The following is an 18,279-nucleotide window of genomic DNA, read 5'->3' as shown; positions in this document are numbered from 1 at the left end:
TGGAATTTTAGTTGTTTGGATAAATTGTCTACATGTTTGATGGCAACTGTATCATCCATAGATTCAACTAAAAATGAGACACAAAAGGGTAGAGGTACCTCTAACAATTCTGGCTACGATGATTTTATAGAAAATGGACTTTAGAAAAATAAAAGCGGTTCTAACACTATTAAGAATTCCTAATCTAATAATAATTGGATTAACGCTTTGTCTGTTGTATGGAAATGCCGAAGTGCAAACGTTGAGTATTCTCCACCTTATTCTATTGGTTGTAGGAACTGTTTGCATTGCGGGAGGGGGCAATATTATTAACGATATAGTTGATGTAGAAATTGACCAAATTAATAAAAAAAATCGAGTCGTTGTTGGGCGGTTGCTTTCGTTTAAATTTGCCCGAACAATGTACTGGGGGAGTAATATAATAGCAATTGGGCTAGCAATTTATGGACAATCTTTGAGTTTGTTGCTGTTTTTTTTAGGAGCAATTGGATTACTGTATTTTTATTCTACTGTATGGAAACGAAAGGCATGGATTGGTAATTTGGTCGTAGCATTGTTGTGTGCTTGGGTTGTTGTGGAGTTTTGGTACTTATCTTATGCAGGACTAACGCCCTACTGGCATGGAATTTTAGCTGCCTATACCTTATTTGCTTTTTTATCTACTCTAATGCGAGAACTAGTAAAGGACGTAGAAGATTTAGAAGGAGATCGGCATCAAGGTTGCCAAACGCTAGCCGTTCAAAAAGGCATTGCTTTTGTGAAAAAAGTATTGTGGGTATTGTTAAGTATTTTATTTTTATTATTAAATGCTGAAGCGTTATTTTTATACAGCTATCGTGCTTATATAGCATTGGGGTACCTATTATTGGTGTTAATGTTACTACTTGCATTCTTTGCGAGACAACTACAACAAGCCAACAAGATTAGTAATTTTACGTCAATGAGTCGTTGGTTAAAAGTGTATATGTTATTGGGTTTGTTTTTATTGCTGTTGGTATAGATAATGTTGCTTCTAGGTTTTAACAAAACCCAGAAGCAACGCAGATTGATTCTTAGTAGGGCATGAGTTTTTGGTAAAGTGGTGGCAACTCTACCTTGTAAGTAAATGCCCAAAGAATGGATAATCCAATAAGTGCCCCTAAAAATAGCACCCAACTGGCACGACGATTGGCTTTATCAAGTCCAACATTTCGAATCATTTTAATTCTCAAAATACAGGCAACGTGGACAAAAAAGGAAAAAGCACCTAAGAAATAGTAAGGAATGTAAAAAAACAAATAGGGTTTTAAATTAACAACCATAGCTCCATAATAAAAGTTGGTGTCTACTTGTAACATAAAGCGTCCTGCAAGTGTTGCTGAAGTATGGACAAAGAGGAAGAATGCCAAATAAATTCCTGAATAAACATGAAGTTTGTTGTAGTATAAGGTCTGCTTCCATCCTCTTTGCCTAACCAATTGAACCCCCGAAATAATTTGCACCAAAACAGATAAGAGTAGAAGAGGCTCTATCAATGGGTGTTGGTATACTTGTCGTAGTGCATTCATCACGGCTATATGGGTGTGAATGCTTTGCAGGGCTGTTAGGTGATTAAGCAAGTGAAAGGTGACAAAAATGCTTAAAATAATACCAGATAAAAAATGTACTTTTTTCATAGTTCAATTCTCTAATTTTAGTTGTTTAAAAACATACTTTCTTAGAAGACTGAAACCTGTGTTTTTTTGTGACAAAGAATGCCTACTTTTTTTACAAGGATAAAAAGATATCAATAGTTCGTTGAAACCACGCAGTAGCAGCGAAGCTAAACTTTATTAGTTTGATAATCAAAAAGTTACAAATTTGCTGCATTTTATTTTAAAATTTTGATTATCAAGCTAATATAAATGTGCTTTTTTATCTTTTTGGTGAAAAAGTAAAAAATCAACGAACTACTAAAGATATTGTAATTCTAAATAAAAAAGCTGCTAAGCATCCTTAATCGAACCTAGATGTATTTTATCAGGATTGCGAATAAAATAAATGCGACTGACTTGCTCTCCTTCAACTTCTAACAAACCAATAGAAATTAATTCTTCGCCTACATAGGTAAGAAAGCCGATTTCTTGATTGATTTCTTGGATAACAAAACGTGGCGTTTGTTCAAATTTGGCATAGAGTCCCCACAAAAACTTACGACAACTTTCGATACCATAAAGTATATTTTTGGCAGCACTAACTTTTCCACCGCCATCCGAATAAAGAGCAATGTCTTCCTTTAAAATACTTAATAAAGTGTCTAATTGCCCTGTATTAGAAGCTTTAATAAAGGCATGAATAATACGCTCTTTTGTTTTGTTTTCTGCCAAAATAGTACGATTAGAAGGCTTGATTTTTGCTTTCAGTCGTTGATATATTTTCCTGCAATTAGCATTGGTTAGATTTAGCACTTGAGCTAGTTCTTCATAGGTATAATCAAAGCTTTCTTTGAGGATAAAAACAGCCCGTTCTTTGGGGCTAAGTTGAGAGAGTAAAACGGTGATACCATAGCTTAAATCTAATTGATAATCTATGCTATATTCGGAGTTTATAATGGGTTCTGGCAACCAAGTTCCCCAGTAAGCACCTCGTTCTTTTTTAGATTGATTTAGATAATCAATCGCAGTGTTAATGGTTGTTCTAATAAGGTAAGAACGATGATTTTTGATGTGGATAACCTGCTTATTGTTAGCTTGTATGTATTTAGCAATAGCCTCTTGGCTAATATCTTTGCTGGTGGCAATTTCGCCAGTCATTTTATAGGCTGTAGCAAAAAGCAACTGTTGGATTTGTTCGTCTATTTTAATCATAATGGACAAAATATAGGTAGAAAGGTGGATTTTTTCTACGAATTATCGTATTTTAGTTAATTGTATTAACGCAATAGTCCGCTAATATTCTGCACAACAGTTTTTTAATTTGAGAGAGAGTGCTTTGTCAATTTTTTAATTTTAATTAAACTTGATGGATATTTAAATTAGTACTTCGTGGATTAGCTTCGCTGCTACTGCGTGGTATTTTATGAGATCGCTTCGCTTAGTTACCTGCGGTGCTACTTCGTGGTAGCTCCCTGCGGTCGTGAGAGCGCAAGCTTAGTTTTTTAGCTTTTTTGTGAAAAACTAAAAAAGTATCTTTGCATCAGTTTGATTATCAATTCTTTAATAAATCAAGTAATAAAAGTGTATTCTATTGATAATCAAATTGATGTGATTTTTTTACGAAGTAATGTTAAATCCAAGGTCGTTTTAATCAACGACCACGAAGTAGCAGCGTAGCTAACTACTAATTTAATAGTAAATCTAAAAAAATAATTGATTTGCCTGATCTTTTATTTCCTGTTGTTCTTAAGAATAGTGCATTGAATAAACAGTGCATTTGCTTTGCAGTTTTTTGGGGATTAATGATTAACGAATGGGTAATAGTAATTGCAATACTGGGGATATAACAACAATTACTTCAACCAAAACTCTAGACAAAAATGCCTATATATATCAATCCTTTCAAATTATTTGATTTGCCTTTAGAGGTAGACGCCACTACTTTAAAAGCGCACAAATTACGCATTCAAGAAAGAATGCAGCACAGCAAGGAAACAGACTTGGTTTATATAGGTAATAGTAAAGTGCCTAAACAGACGGTCTTAAAGTTGTTAAAGGAATTAGAGAACTATCAAACACGTCAATACCACCTTGCAATTTACGAACACAAGAAGCTTTTAAATTTCTTAGAGTATGGACACTTGAATTATTTTAGAAATGGTCAAGCATTAACGGCAACTCAGGATGCTGACTTTTTTAAATTTATAGGACCTTACTTTGGCTATCAATACGGAGAAACACTACTTCAGGCAATCAAAACACAGGATAAAGAAACATTGTCGTTGTTGGCCGCAACAAGTTTGCCTATGGTTGGTGATTTTGAAGAACAATGTTACAAACATGCTAATTATTACGTAGAGAGTACAATCAAGGAGCTGAAAAATTTACAAGGAAAACAAGAGCTCAATCATATGTCCGAACGAGAGTTACTATCTTATTTGCCTAATAGGACCATTGAACTGTATAATATGTTGCCGGATTACTTTTATGCTGCTCGAAATTTAATTGGAAATGAGGTATACCAACTGTCTATTGTCTTGATTCAAAATTTTGGTAGGAGCGATGGTGCTTCTTTGATGCTTCGTCAAGGATTAAAATTAAAATTAGATACTACGGTTCGCAAAAATTTGGAATCTATGTTGGGGCGATTTAGTATGAAATCTAAATTTCCTAGTTTTATTTTAATTGCTATTATATTTGTTGCTATCTTGTTCATGATGAAATATATAGAAACTAATTTTTTGGGAGGATAACAGATGAAATCACTTTTAACTATTATTTTAGCAACGAGTTTGTTGTTTAGTTGCCAACCCAATGCAAGTAACTTCATAGAACCGTCGGATCGGCTTCAAACGAATAGTCCAGAAGACTGGGATAATTGGCAGCTTTTTTTGGAAGGGACAACAGGACGTTTTCGAACCAATAGTTCAGAAGATTGGGACAATTGGCGGTATGACTTGGAAGGACAATCGGGGAGTATTAAAACGGCAAGCACAGAAGACTGGGACAATTGGCGGTTGGATAATGGTCTTTTTACGATACGAACGTATTCTTCTAACGATTGGGATAATTGGGAGATTAGGGGAAATAGTCAAACTTTTCGAGTTCGAACCTATTCTTCTAATAACTGGGATCATTGGCAAGTTTCAGGTGATTTTGAAGCAACATTTAGAACCTCTAGTTCAGAAGATTGGGATCGATGGGAACTGGAAGGTGATTGGACTAACTTAGATGCTTCTACCAAGGCTGCTATTTTATTTATTCCTATTTTTACCAGCAGTATTTATCAACAGGAAGTTCACTTGTAACTTCGTTTGTGCTTATTAAAAATTACCCCACTTAAAAATTATATTATGTTACGTCTTGTAATAGCAATATTGTGTTCTACCTTGTGGGTGTCTTGCACCAAAGTAGATTTAAAAGAAGTTTGTAGAGGAGAATGGAGCTACATCGTTGGAGATACTGCTTATTGCGAACTATTAATTGAAGGAGGAAAGGTCTACCCATATCATCACAACCAACTCAATAGCTATGCTTATCCTTATAAAATAGAGAAGGATACATTTTACATTTATGGAAATGAAGGAACAATTATTGAGCAGTCGCCCATTAAGTATATTGATCCCAATACTTTTCAAATTTTAGGGATAACCCCTTCTGTACTACAACGAATCTCTTATCCAGAGGCAGCTTCGAATTCTCTTTCTAAGTACCGTTACAGAGTTTTTAAATTGACTTTAGATAAAGGTATTGTAGATATTTACGAGCAAGATATCTTTGAGAAAATGGAAGAAGCTAGAAAGCTGTTCGATCCTTCTTTTCAAGAACGTCGTTCTATTGCATTGTATAAATTAAATAAAGAAAAGTTAATTCATTACTCCGTTGAAACCAAGCAGTAGCAGCGCAGCTAACTAAAAGCAAAGCGCTCACGCAGTAAATCGTATTAGTTTAGCTACGCTGCTACTACGTGGTATTGCATGAGTGCTTCGCAGTTGATTATTAATAAGATATATCTCTTTCTTGCTCTTTGTGCTAAAGGTTTGATAATCAATTTAATGCAAGGTAATTTTTTATGTTTTTACTTCGTGAGCCTACGGGTTTCTTGAAAACTAAAAAACTAAGCTTGTGCCCTCACGACCACAGGGAGCTACCACGAAGTAGCACCGCAGGCAATCAACGGAGTATTATTAATTCAAAGTTTCAATTAAAAAATGCGTGTTAGTGATATCATGGATCCCACCAATATACTCTCTCCTAAGATGAGTATGATTTTTAACAATGCTTTTGAAGAGGAGTACTACAAAAAGGGTACGTTGTTGTTAGAAGTAGGAAAAATTTGCCAAAAAGTGTACCTCGTTAAAAAGGGACTTTTGCGTAGTTTTTATTATAAAGATGGAAAAGATGTGACGCATTGGTTTGCAGCCGAAATGGAACCTTTAAGCGCTTTAGATTCTTTTTTTAAGCAACGTCCCTGCGATTATAGTATTGATACATTGGAAGATTCTGTTGTTTATACCATTACATTGGAACGGTTGAATGCACTTTTAGATGCCCACCACGAAATTGAGCGTTTTGCCCGCATATTTATCACTGAAATGGTTATTCAGGTATCGGATAAAGTGAAAGACCTTCAATTTAGAACTGGAGTAGAGCGTTATCATACACTACTCAAAAAACACCCCAGTATCATACAACGAGCACCTTTGAGCAAAGTAGCCTCTTATCTTGGAATGACCCAGCAATCTTTGAGTAGAATACGAGCACAACGGTAGTTTTTACCAATTGTTAAAAGAAGTTTGAGGAATATAGCTTATTTTTAAAAGTATATAATTGTTTATTTACTAACTTTAAAAACAAGTAGTTATGTTGCTTAAGTTAAGTTTATTTTTGGGTGGTGCAATCTTCTGGACGTTCTTAGAATATACCTTGCATCGAGGCTTGGGACACAATCCAAAATTAAAAAACATCTTCACAGTAGAACATTTGTTACATCATAAAGAAGTCAATTATTTTGCAGCAGCTTATAAAAAGGCAATAGGAGCCATCGCTGTTGTTGGGGGATTGACATTGATCTTGGGCTGTCTGATGAGTTGGGGAAATAGTTTTGCTTTTTCGGCAGGTTTAGTGAGTATGTATTTGGTGTATGAATACATACATAGTTATTTACATACCCACGCTCCTAGAAATGCCTATGGGGTTATGTTGCGAAAGCACCATTTTTACCATCATTTTAATAATCCAGATAAAAACCATGGTGTAACGACACCGTTTTGGGACAAGATATTTGGTACCTATGTAAAGCCACAAGGTATTATTCCAGTTCCCAGACGTTCCCAACTAAAATGGTTAACCAATGAGAAAGGAGAAGTACTCCCAGAATTTTCGGATAGCTACTGTTTGGTTTAAATATTTAAAGTAAAAATATGCAGTTCTTGTGGTGTCATCGCAGCCAAGGCAACAGTACCATTATCTAACACTTTCCAACTTTGGTAAGGCGTTAGAATGGTATTGGAATCTTTTGGAAATTGAGCGGTCAACTTGTCTAATGTTTGTTGCTTTACAATAGCACCTTCTGGGCTAATGCAGTAGATAGAACCATAGATATGGTCTTCTTTGGGTAAACTATAGGTGTAAAGGTTACGTTTATTGTCCATTCCTATCGGATACAACAAAGGACCATATAGTTCTTTGGCACAAACTTTTTCGTGGACAGCATTTGTTTTTAAATGTGCAGAAATCAGCCCTCTAAGGTTGTGTTTTTCAAAAAATTTGATTCCTGTGATAGTATCTTCTTTTTCAAAAAGCCTAGAAGCACCAAAAGGCAAATGATCAAATTGGGTCGGAGTTGCTTGCCAATCGGTACTAGAAAATTGCCATAAGATGCCAGAGTAGTCCTCTTTTTCTGTCCAACAATAAACATGTTTAGAATTAGAGGATGGAAGAATATGAACATCTCGATAAGTTCCCAACGCAATGCTGTTCTGTTTTTGCTCTTGAAAATTCCAATAGGCAAGTTGATAGTTAGATTGCTCATCGGATGTTAAGAACACACAAGTATTGGAATGGAGCACTTTAAAATCTTTCACCGTTTTACTAGACATACTAGTAGGCAGTTCTATTCGTTCCAAAAATACTCCATTAGGATCAAAAACTGTCAAATACTTAAAGGATGCATCTACAACATAAGTTTTGTTATCTTCTCCCAATTCAAATAAAATAGGTGCTAATTTTGTGGTAGGAGTAACTTCAAATGCTAAACCAGAAGAAATATGAGTCGGTATAATTTCAGCTTGTTTTTCTCCCCAAGGAGCAACCAAAATAGATTTCATAAAATGCGTATCGTTAAGTTTTGTTCGATTAAAGTTTTGAGTTGTACAGCTTGCTAGCATACAGCATAGTAATAAAAGACAATATTGATGCATGTATTACCAATTTGGAGTAAAGAATTTGACGGGAGAAGCGGCGCCTCCTGCGAGTAGATCTTCAATTGTAGTTTTGTAGGTTTTTTTATTGTTTTGTGTCCAAAGGCTCATAATTTCAATTTTTCCACCGACAGTATTTCCAGTGGCTATTGTAACATGATTCATGAAATCTTTGAAAATAACCATATCCCCTTTAATTGGTTTAGGAGAATCTGGATCGTCTTTGTCGTATGTATATTCTTCGCCTTTTCTAAGAACATCAAAATTACTAAACGCTTTTTGAACGCTAGTAGACAAATCAGAGCCAAAGTTTCTGTATAGAGTTGTGATTCTTTCTTTCGTAAGAATACCTTCTTTGTATGCACTATAAAGAACCAGTTCCCAACAATTTAGAACGCTTGTGCTAGTGTCGGGTTCTGCCCCTCCTTCAAGAATCCATTTTCCAAAATCGGTTTGGTTAAGAATGCCTCCTTGTCCTCTCCACTGAAGTTCGCCTTCAAAGTTCATAGCCGTATCGGCAACAGAACCCTGTTTTCTAGCTAAGTCAACATAAGTCTGACCATCGTTGCTGACATCTTTAGAGACTTGTGCTTCTCGCATTTCTCGAATAGCCAAGCGGCAAGCTAAAAGGACCTCTTCTTCTGTGTATCGATTGAGTAACACATAGTTGGCAAACTCAGCAGCCCATTTATGGTATTCGCTAGTTGCTTTAATAGCAGCGTCTGCAATTTGTCCAGGATCGTGTTCTGGTTTGTCGTTAACAAAGTCTCGTAAAGAGCTACTTGGAACAAGTTCAGGGCTTGAACTAGTATCTTGATATTGGCTTACAGATGAATTATCATGTTCTGATGCATTTTCTTGTAGTTGCGTCAAATTATTGGTCTCGTCACTATTGTTGGCCAATTCTTGTAGCCTACGGGCTTCAATAGCTTCAGGACTATTATCAACAAAATTACTGGTAGAGTTTCCTGTTTCTTGTTGTTCCTGTGAAAGATGGTTAACAGAAGTAGTGGTTGAGGTTTCTGATTGTTTTGAAGATCTACCTTTTCCCATAATTTTAAGTTTTGAAGTGTGATTGGGGAATACGAATAGCAATATAGGAAAATTTATTTATATATGAAACTGTAAATAAATAAAAAATATAGGTTTTTAGATGCGGTAGATAGGTCGTTTAAATTGAATGACTTAGTAACCTATCCTGGGCTATAGATGACACGTCGTTTTTTTATTTTTTTTAAAGTAACCGCACAAGAGAGACCGATAGCTAAATTATTAAAATCACCATACGTCTTATAGTGGACGGTTAGGAGATCATAATTGCAATAGAGTGAAAATCGCATGATTTTTTTAAATTTTAGAGCGATTTCGACACTGGGACCAAAATTAAATAAGCATTGTGTATTGGAAGATTTGAATGGCATTAGAACTCTTGGGATGATGCCTAGTCCAAAACGGAATATTTTGCCTGTTTTGAAAATAGCTTTGATGGGAAGGGCTATAGAATGATAAGCAAAGGGGAGAAAATCTGATGGGATGATTTGGAAATATTTCAGATCGTAAAATAGATTGAAACGAAGCCCTAAGCTTGGTTTTATTTCTTGTTCTAAAAAGAAACCAGCTTTTACACCCGCACGAGTATGATAAGGAACACTTGAGTAACCTTGAGATAATAAAAAAATGTGCTGATGCCCTATTTCTACACCAAGAGTAGTATGTGAAGGTTGCCCCTTTATAGAGGATAGGCATACCGTTAATGCTAAACTAATTAAAAAAAGTATTTTCATGATAAATTAAAGTGATGCATGTTAGTAATGAGAAACTTTTGTGCTAAATAAAGCTTATTAGCCTGGGCTATAAATGACCCGCCGTTTTTTCATTTTTTTAAATACAAAGGCAAAAGAAACGCCAGCTATAAGACTATGAGATTTAGGGATTGAAATTAATTTGATGGGGATAAGATCTATATTTAGATAGAAGCTAAGACGCATTTTTTTTCTTATTCTAAATGCCATAGAACCACAAACCCCAAGATGAAACTGAGGAGTAGGAAGTTGTTCAGAAAGTAGTAACATTGGATCTAATCCTAAACTAAAATGGACGATTCTTCCTGCTTTAAAAATAGTCTGAATCGGAAGACTAAAGCAATGATTGCCTTGGTAAGGGTACCAATCATTAGTGGGGAAGTTAAGATACCTAAAATTATAAAACAAACTGGTTCTAATATTGATAAGAGCAGATACCTCTCTTTCTAAAAAAAAGCCAGCTTTTAGACCTGGAGTTGTATAGGCTCCTGAAAAGATATTAGAGACTTGAGGTTGCCCAATGTAGTCGGACAGGTGTTGCCCTATTTCTATGCCAATTTCTGTTTGTGCGTTAGCGTGTAGTACGCCTAAGATGGACATACAAAAGGCGAGGAGAGTGGTTTTCATAGTAACAATGGATTATTTTTGTGTTGCTGAATGCTAGGATTGGTTAGATTGCTTATAGAAAAGGAGGGCAAAGGTCAACAGGAATAGAGGAAGACTGTGGGGTGCTGATCAATACATACGATAGGCTAATTCCTGCAATAATATTATTGTAAAAATCATTTTGTCGAGATTGTCTAGTGCGAATCTCTAATAATTTGTTGAAACCATGCATGTAATAAGCTGCTACACGAAGCTGTTCTGTGATGTGGAAAGCGCATTCCCCTCGCATACCTAATTGTATACTCGGTATCCGAATAAGAGGTAAATTACTACCCAAGACAGTATTCATCTCAACACCTAAGGCAACTTGTACTTGTTGATTGAGTTTGAGTACACCCATCATTGGAATATTGAGGCTATGCATATCCCAATATTTATCGGTATTATAAGGATTGGGAACATTACCAAAGTGAAAGCCTCGTAACGTATAAAACACACCGCTTCTTATAGCAAATAAAGAACTGATTTCTACCTCTGCAAACATTCCTCCACGTACACCAATTCGTTGAGCATAGTAGGGGATTGTTTGGTTAGAAGGGACAATAGCAGATATAGCGGTTCCTACCTCAGGACCTATATGAATCTGCGCTTGAAGCCGATTTGGAAGGGAAAAACACCATCCCAAGAAAAGGAGTAAAGCCTTTGACACAAACAATTTTTTCACAAACATTGATTTTGTTGTATAATAAATAGAATGTGTAAAGTTGTGGCATAGATGGATGGTTTATTTTATGAAGTAAGGGGTAGTTGCCAGATAAAATTTAGGTTTATCTTTTAATGATAAACATAGGACGTCGTATCTTGCAAAGGCAGTTCTTTTATAAAACCACTAAAATTTAAAATACGCTGCTTATATTCTAAAAAAAAGCTATTGCCATTGTTGAATAGTTCATGGCAATAGTGCATTAATCAAGGGTTATAAAAAACTAAATACACCAATAAAAAATATTAATAGACCACCATAAATATAAATAGCCATTGAATTTTTGGAGCTAACCTGTAATCGAGCAAATAAATATTGACAGACAAGACTCCATAAAAAAACAACGGCGAAAAATAGACTATTCCCATTGGTCGAGGCAATTGTCCAAAAATCAAGTTTAGGAGCTACTTGATGAATGAGTCCCGTTAATCCTGTCATGAGTAATGCCCCAGAGATAATCTGTAACCATTGGTTTTTTAGCGGTGATTTATGGATGATACAAGCGGTACTAAAGGCATTGACCAACCAATAAATAGGCATTACTAGAGGTATTCCTAATAGACTAAATCCAAGTGTTTTTCCAAAAGAATAAGGTATTATTTGTGTCATAAGTGTTTCTATACCAAGACTTAAAATAAAAGTGCTTGCTATGAAAAAAAACACCGATTTATTCCATTCTTTTTGATAAAGAAAGAGCAAAAGTGCATTGAGTAGAATAAAATAAGGGGTGTAATACAAATACCAAGCTTGTTGATGTGGGGTAGTAAAGCCAACTAGTGAAGCCATATAAACGATCATGAGAAGAATAACAGCAGGTACGTAACTCATTATTTATTGTTTTGTATTGTCAATTGTATTCGGAGCGCAAAGATAATGGATATTGTTTGCTAATTTGGGGTTTTGTTAGAAAAAGCTCAAAATGGAAGTATTATTATTTGAAAAAATTCATTAAAAATCACTACTTTTGCATCAAATTTCTTAACAACAGAGAAGTATTGGAGATAAAACCTCCTAATATTTCTATTCTATATCTATAACAAATCTTATGTTAACAGTTAGTAACCTTTCATTACAATTTGGGAAACGAGTGCTTTTTGATGAAGTAAACATCAAATTTACACGGGGCAATTGTTATGGTGTAATTGGTGCCAATGGTGCTGGAAAATCAACTTTTCTTAAAATCTTATCAGGAGAAATTGAGTCAACTCTAGGACATGTTGCCAAAGAACCAGATGCTCGTATGACTGTATTGAAACAGGATCATTTTGCTTATGACGAATATACAGTATTGGATACTGTAATGATGGGGCATGAAAAACTATACAACACAAAAGTTGAACTGGATAATATTTATTTGAAAGAAGATTTTAGTGATGCAGACGGTGTTAGAGCGGGAGAGTTGAATGAGTTGTTTGAGGAGATGGGAGGATGGAATGCTGAAAGCGATGCCGCTATGTTGTTGAGTAACCTAGGAGTAGTAGAGGCAGATCATTTTAAAAAAATGGAAGAGCTGAATACGAATCAAAAGGTTCGCGTGTTGTTGGCTCAAGTACTATATGGTAATCCTGATATTTTGATCTTGGATGAGCCTACGAACGATTTGGATGCAGAGACAATTATGTGGTTAGAAGATTTCTTGGCAGATTTTAAAAATACCGTAATTGTAGTATCGCATGATCGTCACTTTTTGGATGCAGTTTGTACGCATATCGTGGATGTAGATCACAAGAAAATTAAGTTGTCTACAGGTAACTATACCTTCTGGTATCAAACTAGCCAGTTGTTGAGTCGTCAGATGGCAGATAAAAACAAGAAAAATGAGCAAAAGCGTAAGGAATTAATGGATTTTATCCAACGGTTCTCTGCCAATGCATCAAAAGCCAAACAAGCAACTAGCCGTAAAAAGGCCTTAGAAAAATTGGATTTGAACGAAATTTCTGTTTCTTCTCGTCGTTATCCAGGTATTATTTTTAAGCAAAACAGAGAAATAGGCAACCAAGTATTAACAGTTAATTCTTTAAAAAAGGTACTGGGAGATACTGTTTTATTTGATAATCTGAATTTTACTGTTGAGAAAGGAGACAAAATTGCTGTTCGTTCTAAAAACTCTTTGGCCGTAACAAAATTGTTCCAAGTTTTGGCAGGCGAAGAGGGAGAAACACAAGATTCTGGAGATTTTGAATGGGGAGTAACGGTAACAAAATCTTACCTTCCTAATGAGAATGCTAAATACTTTAATTCTGACTTGGATTTGGTCGATTGGTTGCGCCAATATTCGGAAGAAAAAGATGAGACTTTTATTCGTGGATTTTTAGGTCGTATGTTGTTCTCTGGAGAAGAAACACAAAAAAGTTGTAATGTTCTTTCTGGAGGAGAGAAAGTACGTTGCTTGATGTCTAAAATTATGTTAGAAGAAGGAAATGTACTTATCTTAGATGAGCCTACTTCTCACTTAGATTTGGAATCCATTACGAAATTGAACGAAGCGTTAATTGATTATCCTGGAATCGTGATCTTTACTTCTCATGACCACGAGTTTACACAAACAGTAGCCAACCGAATTATTGAAATTGGACCTAATGGTATGCTGGATAAGTTGATGACTTACGATGAGTATTTACAAGATGAGAAGGTTAAAAATCAAAGAGAAGAATTGTACAAAGGTACTGTTTATGCTTCATAGCTAAAGCAGATCTTATGTATTGAATACTATAAATTAAAAAGTGCTTGATAGAATTTCTGTTAAGCGCTTTTTTTAATTCTATTGACATTATTATTAGTAGTAGCAGTATGAGTGAAAAAATGGAAGCGTTTAAACGCAAATTAGCAGCAAAAAGAAAAGCTCAAAACGAAGCTTTTTTAGCAGAAAATGCACAAAAAGAAACGGTAACAGTATTGGATAACGGAATTCAATACGAAGTTTTGGAGGAAGGATTTGGTAAAGTAAGTCCTAGTGTAAAAGATTGGGTAACTGTGCATTATCATGGTGCGCTCATTGATGGAAAGGTTTTTGATAGTTCTGTAGATAGGAAAAAAACAGCTACGTTTAAATTAAATAATTTGATTCAAGCTTGGCAAGAAGTTGTCCCGTTAATGGTTGCTGGTGATAAGTGGCGTCTTGTTGTGCCTCCAAGTATGGGGTACGGGGATCGTCAAGAAGGTAAAATTCCTAGCAACTCTATTTTGATATTCGAATTAGAATTAATTGCAATAGGAAAATAATCAATAGTTCGTTGAAACCACGAAGTAGCAGCGCAGGTAACTAAGCGAAGCGATCTCATAAAATACCACGCAGTAGCAGCGAAGCTAACTAAAAGCGTAGCGCTCACGAAGTAATCAACGAACTACTAAATAATAATACTCAGTCTAAAATAGGCAATGGTCAGGACGTGAAGTATAAAACAAATATTTATGAAAAGATTTAATTTTTTGCTAGGAATATTCTTCTTGCTTGGCTTTTGTCAAACAAGCAATGGGCAAAACTCCAAGGAGATTATTACAGATCGTTTTGCGTATAGTTGTGGCGTATTAGCAGGAACCAATTTCCAAGATATTGGTTTGTCAAAAGACTTGATAATTGTAGACAAACTCTGGAGTGGGATAGAAGCTTTTATGACTGGTCAATCAAAGATAACAGAGGTGGCTGCTCAAAAAATGACCAAAGCCAAAACGATTGAACTGCAAAATACAGGAGATTTGTCTCAATTGACAAAAGCTTCCTTAAGTGATTTTTATTACAATTATGGAATTGTAATTGGTGCCAATTGGAAAACCTTTAAGATTGATTTTAGTTCAGTAGGTCAAGAAGATTTTAAGCAAGGTATCTTGGCAGTATTTTCTAACACGGCATTGTTTAGTGTAGAAGAAGCACAAAAAGAAGTGAGTCTTAAATTTAAGGCTATTAAAGAAATGGAGGCTCAAGATCAACAGCACATTAATAAACAGTTTCTGAAAAAAAATAAAACCAAACCAGGTGTTATTGCACTAGAGAGTGGAATTCAATATGAAATCTTAAAGGAAGGAAGTGGTAAGCAGGTTAGTAATAACTCAAAAGAACTGATTACAGTGCATTACCATGGTACATTGATCAATGGAAAAGTCTTTGATAGTTCTGTACAAAAAGGCAAGCCAATTACGTTCAAATTAACAGGCGTAATCAAAGGGTGGCAAGAAGTAATTCCTTTGATGGAAGAAGGGGAAAAGATTAGAGCATATATTCCACCTTATTTGGGATATGGCAATAAGAAAACAGGAAATATTCCTCCAAATTCCATTTTAATTTTTGAAATTGAACTGATTAAAGTTGGACAATAAAATGTTGAAGTTTTGAATACTCGTGCATTCAAAACTTCAACTAATATTAAAACGATACAACTTTAGCCACCAAAACCAACTGTTAAACCACTAACAAATCGGATAGGGTCTTGTGGTGAAGCTCCCAAGCCAATTGCTGAGTTGTCTGTTGCATGATAGTATTTACTATTTAGGACATTATTAATTTTTACGAATACATCCAAATTTACTTTTTTAGTCGTAATGATTTTGTATTTAGCAAATAGATTCCACACAACAAAAGAAGGGCTTCCCGTTTGAAAGAAATTACCATCATTATCAATAAAACCATTGTTATAACTTTCTGAACGATAGATAAGACTATTGTTCAAACTGAAATTATATAAGCGGAATAATACCCCCGCTTTTAAGGTGTGCCTAGCTGAGAAAGGAAGGTATTGTAAGTTTTCGATTTGACCATCTGCAAATGTATAACTGGCGTGCATTTTTAATTTTATTTGTTCTTTAGAACCTAAAACAACTCGATAGTCAGCCCGCAAAGTTCCTCCGTAGGTATATATAAGTTCTTCTCGATTAATGGCTCTTTCGGCTGCTGTAATTGGAATCCCTTTAAAAGTTTGATTGTCAAACTCTGTTTTGAACTTGACAGCATTACCAATTACATTAAGATAGCCATTGACACCAATCGACAAATCACCTTTGACATACTTGGTAGAAAGCTCAATGGTATTGAGTGTTTCAGGGCGCAAATTTTCATTAGGAAGACGCCAAAAACCGCCCTCAATATGTGTGTATTCTCCACTTGCATTGGCAACAGGATAAAAAATGCCAAAATGATCGTACTTGCGCTGGGGGAGTGGTTGTAAGTAACCTCGACCTATTAGAAGTTTAAAATTAAGGGTACTTAGTGGTTTATAAATAAGCCCAAGCCTTGGACTGATACTATTATAAGTCCGTAGTGTTTTGGCAGGAGAATATTCGCTAATATCAAAAATTTGATCAAATCGAGCACCTAAAGTAATTAATAGTTTATCTTTTATATTAACACGGTATTCTGCAAAAGCAGCAGCTATAACACGTCGTAAATAATATAGGTCTTGATAAATTTTTAAGCTATTTCCATCTGCATCGGTATGATTTGTCCCTAAATAATAAATGTTATCATGTACAGTATTAACAGGGCGAACGGGTAAGAAAAGTTGAGTAGGTTGTTGGGGAATATCACTAGTTTTGGGCAAGGTCATTGAGTGTTGGAGCGTAATACCTACAGCAAGTTTATGGGTTTTGTTGAAGGTATAGTTAAAGGTCTCGGTTAGTCTTGCTCCCATATCCGTTCCAGTCTTGTAGGCATTGGCATAACCAGAAAATGTATTAACAAATTTACTATTCAAAGGAATAAACATGAATGTGGCATTGAGCAACGTATTTAACGACCACTTATTGGATCGTTTAGGTTGGTATAGCTGATTGATATTTATTCCAGAAAGAGAACTACCATATCTAGATTCTTTCCAATAAGGAGAATATTGACCTTTAGTGCCTATCGAACTACTATGTTGTTCTTGATTATGAAAGAAACCAATGGTCAACTTTTTGTATCTAAATTTAGCATCAAAGAAGTAACTGAAACGACTCAAATCGAAGCTTTTGATGGGAAGTTGTTGTGTATTTCCTGTTGGGTCAAAAGGACTGCGGAGTACTGTTCCGTTATTCATATAATTGTTGTTATACCATCTAAATTCATCTGGGTATTGTTCGTTGAGATTGACACCTTCCGAATAATACATTCCTCCAGACATCGAGAAAGACATCTTATCGTTGCCCAGTCCAAATTGAAACGCATTGGAGGTTGTATTGTACAAGCCATAACTTCCAGTTAAATTAAACCCTTTGGCATTCCTTCCTCTTTTGGTAATGATATTGACAACCCCCATATAAGCATCGGCACCATATAGAGCCGAAGCAGGCCCTAAAATAACCTCTACTCGATCAACATGTCGGATGTTAAAATTTTCAAGAATGGCCATTTTGGTACTAGTCATACTATTATAACGTACTCCATCTACTAAAAGTAGTAATTTTTCATTTCCTTGAATTCCTCTAGACGAGATTGTATTGTAATCTTCAGACGTGAAGCGATTTTGAATTTCGATTTCTGGAATATCCAAGAGTAACTCATTTAAACCCATATAACCAGCATATTCAATATCTTCAGAGGTTACCACATAAATCGTAGCAGGAGTATTTTCAATAGATTCGTTAGAGGTTGAACCTGTTTCTGTTGTAGCTTTCTGTTTGGCTTCTAATGCTGCATAGGTATATATTTCGTTAATTTCAGCTGCCGGACCTCTAACTAATTTAAAATAAGCCAATTTTGTCTGATCTTCTCTTACTTGAATCCCTACAATACGAGTTGTCTTAAATCCAAAAGCAGAGCATTCTAGGTTGTACAAGCCTGGAGCAACATTTGCAAAAATAAATTCTCCTGCATCTTTAGAAAATGCCTTGACAGGCGTTTTTTTACCTTTGAAAGAAACGAGTTGAATCGTAGCACCACGTATGATTTGCCCAGATTCGGAGTTGGAGACCAAACCACGGATATTTCCACCTAGTTCTGTCCATGCAAAAGAAAATTGAGAAAATAAAAGTATAATTACAATATAAAAATATTTCATTGTTAAAATGAGACTAATGTTGTTAGTTCTATTGGAATTATTGGAGGATTGTGCAATAGAAAACCAACGTTTATAAAAGTAGAGTTTCTTCACTTACAAGTAGAA

The 18,279-nt window shown here is 35.3% G+C and carries 18 protein-coding genes; 9 read left to right on the top strand and 9 right to left on the bottom strand.

Going from position 1 to position 18,279, the window contains the following annotated elements; genetic code table 11:
- Positions 1–133: 133 nt before the first annotated feature.
- Positions 134–1,000: a geranylgeranylglycerol-phosphate geranylgeranyltransferase gene (locus QP953_RS18550; protein ID WP_309552320.1), complete on the top strand. Its 867-nt coding sequence runs from the start codon at positions 134–136 to the stop codon at positions 998–1,000.
- A gap of 52 nt (positions 1,001–1,052) precedes the next feature.
- Here the strand turns inward: QP953_RS18550 and QP953_RS18545 are convergent, their stop codons facing one another.
- Together QP953_RS18545 and QP953_RS18540 are read right to left on the bottom strand one after the other, a co-directional pair.
- Positions 1,053–1,655, bottom strand: coding sequence for a hypothetical protein (locus tag QP953_RS18545; RefSeq protein ID WP_309552318.1), 603 nt, complete (start codon positions 1,653–1,655; stop codon positions 1,053–1,055).
- Positions 1,656–1,964: 309 nt separating this feature from the next.
- Positions 1,965–2,825, bottom strand: a complete 861-nt coding sequence (locus QP953_RS18540; RefSeq protein WP_309552316.1) for a sigma-70 family RNA polymerase sigma factor — start codon at positions 2,823–2,825, stop codon at positions 1,965–1,967.
- A gap of 668 nt (positions 2,826–3,493) precedes the next feature.
- Here QP953_RS18540 and QP953_RS18535 point away from each other — a divergent pair.
- The 5 genes from QP953_RS18535 (at position 3,494) to QP953_RS18515 (ending at position 7,019) form a co-directional block, all read left to right on the top strand.
- Positions 3,494–4,366: a hypothetical protein gene (locus tag QP953_RS18535; RefSeq protein ID WP_309552315.1), complete on the top strand. Its 873-nt coding sequence runs from the start codon at positions 3,494–3,496 to the stop codon at positions 4,364–4,366.
- A gap of 3 nt (positions 4,367–4,369) precedes the next feature.
- Entirely contained in the window at positions 4,370–4,921 is a 552-nt protein-coding gene (locus tag QP953_RS18530; RefSeq protein WP_309552313.1) for a hypothetical protein, read from the top strand.
- A gap of 45 nt (positions 4,922–4,966) precedes the next feature.
- A complete protein-coding gene (locus QP953_RS18525) occupies positions 4,967–5,512 on the top strand; it encodes a hypothetical protein (protein WP_052599452.1) in 546 nt (181 codons plus the stop codon).
- Between the two features lie 312 nt (positions 5,513–5,824).
- Positions 5,825–6,385 (top strand): Crp/Fnr family transcriptional regulator, encoded by a 561-nt coding sequence (locus QP953_RS18520; RefSeq protein WP_052599455.1) that lies wholly within the window; start codon positions 5,825–5,827, stop codon positions 6,383–6,385.
- Positions 6,386–6,476: 91 nt separating this feature from the next.
- Positions 6,477–7,019, top strand: a complete 543-nt coding sequence (locus QP953_RS18515; protein WP_052599458.1) for a sterol desaturase family protein — start codon at positions 6,477–6,479, stop codon at positions 7,017–7,019.
- On the opposite strand, the gene QP953_RS18510 is transcribed toward QP953_RS18515, so the two are convergent.
- The 6 genes from QP953_RS18510 to QP953_RS18485 form a co-directional block, all read right to left on the bottom strand.
- Positions 7,016–8,035, bottom strand: a complete 1,020-nt coding sequence (locus QP953_RS18510) for a hypothetical protein (RefSeq protein ID WP_309552312.1) — start codon at positions 8,033–8,035, stop codon at positions 7,016–7,018. The two genes, QP953_RS18515 and QP953_RS18510, sit on opposite strands and share 4 nt — an antisense overlap.
- 3 nt (positions 8,036–8,038) lie before the next feature.
- Positions 8,039–9,088 (bottom strand): hypothetical protein, encoded by a 1,050-nt coding sequence (locus tag QP953_RS18505; protein ID WP_309552310.1) that lies wholly within the window; start codon positions 9,086–9,088, stop codon positions 8,039–8,041.
- Positions 9,089–9,228: 140 nt separating this feature from the next.
- Positions 9,229–9,819, bottom strand: a complete 591-nt coding sequence (locus QP953_RS18500; protein ID WP_309552308.1) for a hypothetical protein — start codon at positions 9,817–9,819, stop codon at positions 9,229–9,231.
- A gap of 57 nt (positions 9,820–9,876) precedes the next feature.
- Positions 9,877–10,464, bottom strand: a complete 588-nt coding sequence (locus QP953_RS18495; RefSeq protein ID WP_309552306.1) for a hypothetical protein — start codon at positions 10,462–10,464, stop codon at positions 9,877–9,879.
- Positions 10,465–10,516: 52 nt separating this feature from the next.
- On the bottom strand, positions 10,517–11,167 hold the full coding sequence (locus tag QP953_RS18490; RefSeq protein WP_309552304.1) for an outer membrane beta-barrel protein: 651 nt from the start codon (positions 11,165–11,167) through the stop codon (positions 10,517–10,519).
- A gap of 252 nt (positions 11,168–11,419) precedes the next feature.
- Entirely contained in the window at positions 11,420–12,034 is a 615-nt protein-coding gene (locus QP953_RS18485; protein WP_309552301.1) for a hypothetical protein, read from the bottom strand.
- Positions 12,035–12,251: 217 nt separating this feature from the next.
- On the opposite strand from QP953_RS18485, the gene QP953_RS18480 reads away from it, so the two are divergent.
- The 3 genes from QP953_RS18480 to QP953_RS18470 all read left to right on the top strand — a co-directional run bounded on the left by QP953_RS18480 (position 12,252) and on the right by QP953_RS18470 (position 15,520).
- A complete protein-coding gene (locus QP953_RS18480) occupies positions 12,252–13,889 on the top strand; it encodes an ABC-F family ATP-binding cassette domain-containing protein (RefSeq protein ID WP_052599472.1) in 1,638 nt (545 codons plus the stop codon).
- A 107-nt stretch (positions 13,890–13,996) separates the two neighbouring features.
- Positions 13,997–14,428: an FKBP-type peptidyl-prolyl cis-trans isomerase gene (locus QP953_RS18475; protein ID WP_309552300.1), complete on the top strand. Its 432-nt coding sequence runs from the start codon at positions 13,997–13,999 to the stop codon at positions 14,426–14,428.
- A gap of 189 nt (positions 14,429–14,617) precedes the next feature.
- Positions 14,618–15,520 carry an FKBP-type peptidyl-prolyl cis-trans isomerase gene (locus tag QP953_RS18470; protein ID WP_309552298.1) on the top strand — a complete coding sequence of 301 codons (903 nt, stop codon included), beginning with the start codon at positions 14,618–14,620 and terminating at the stop codon, positions 15,518–15,520.
- A gap of 62 nt (positions 15,521–15,582) precedes the next feature.
- Here the strand turns inward: QP953_RS18470 and QP953_RS18465 are convergent, their stop codons facing one another.
- Positions 15,583–18,174, bottom strand: a complete 2,592-nt coding sequence (locus QP953_RS18465; protein ID WP_309552296.1) for a TonB-dependent receptor — start codon at positions 18,172–18,174, stop codon at positions 15,583–15,585.
- Between the last annotated feature and the right edge of the window lie 105 nt (positions 18,175–18,279).

Source organism: Aureispira sp. CCB-E, assembly GCF_031326345.1.
Taxonomy (GTDB): domain Bacteria; phylum Bacteroidota; class Bacteroidia; order Chitinophagales; family Saprospiraceae; genus Aureispira.
Note: the sequence above shows the minus strand (reverse complement) of the source record. Positions and strands in the feature narration are given on the sequence as shown.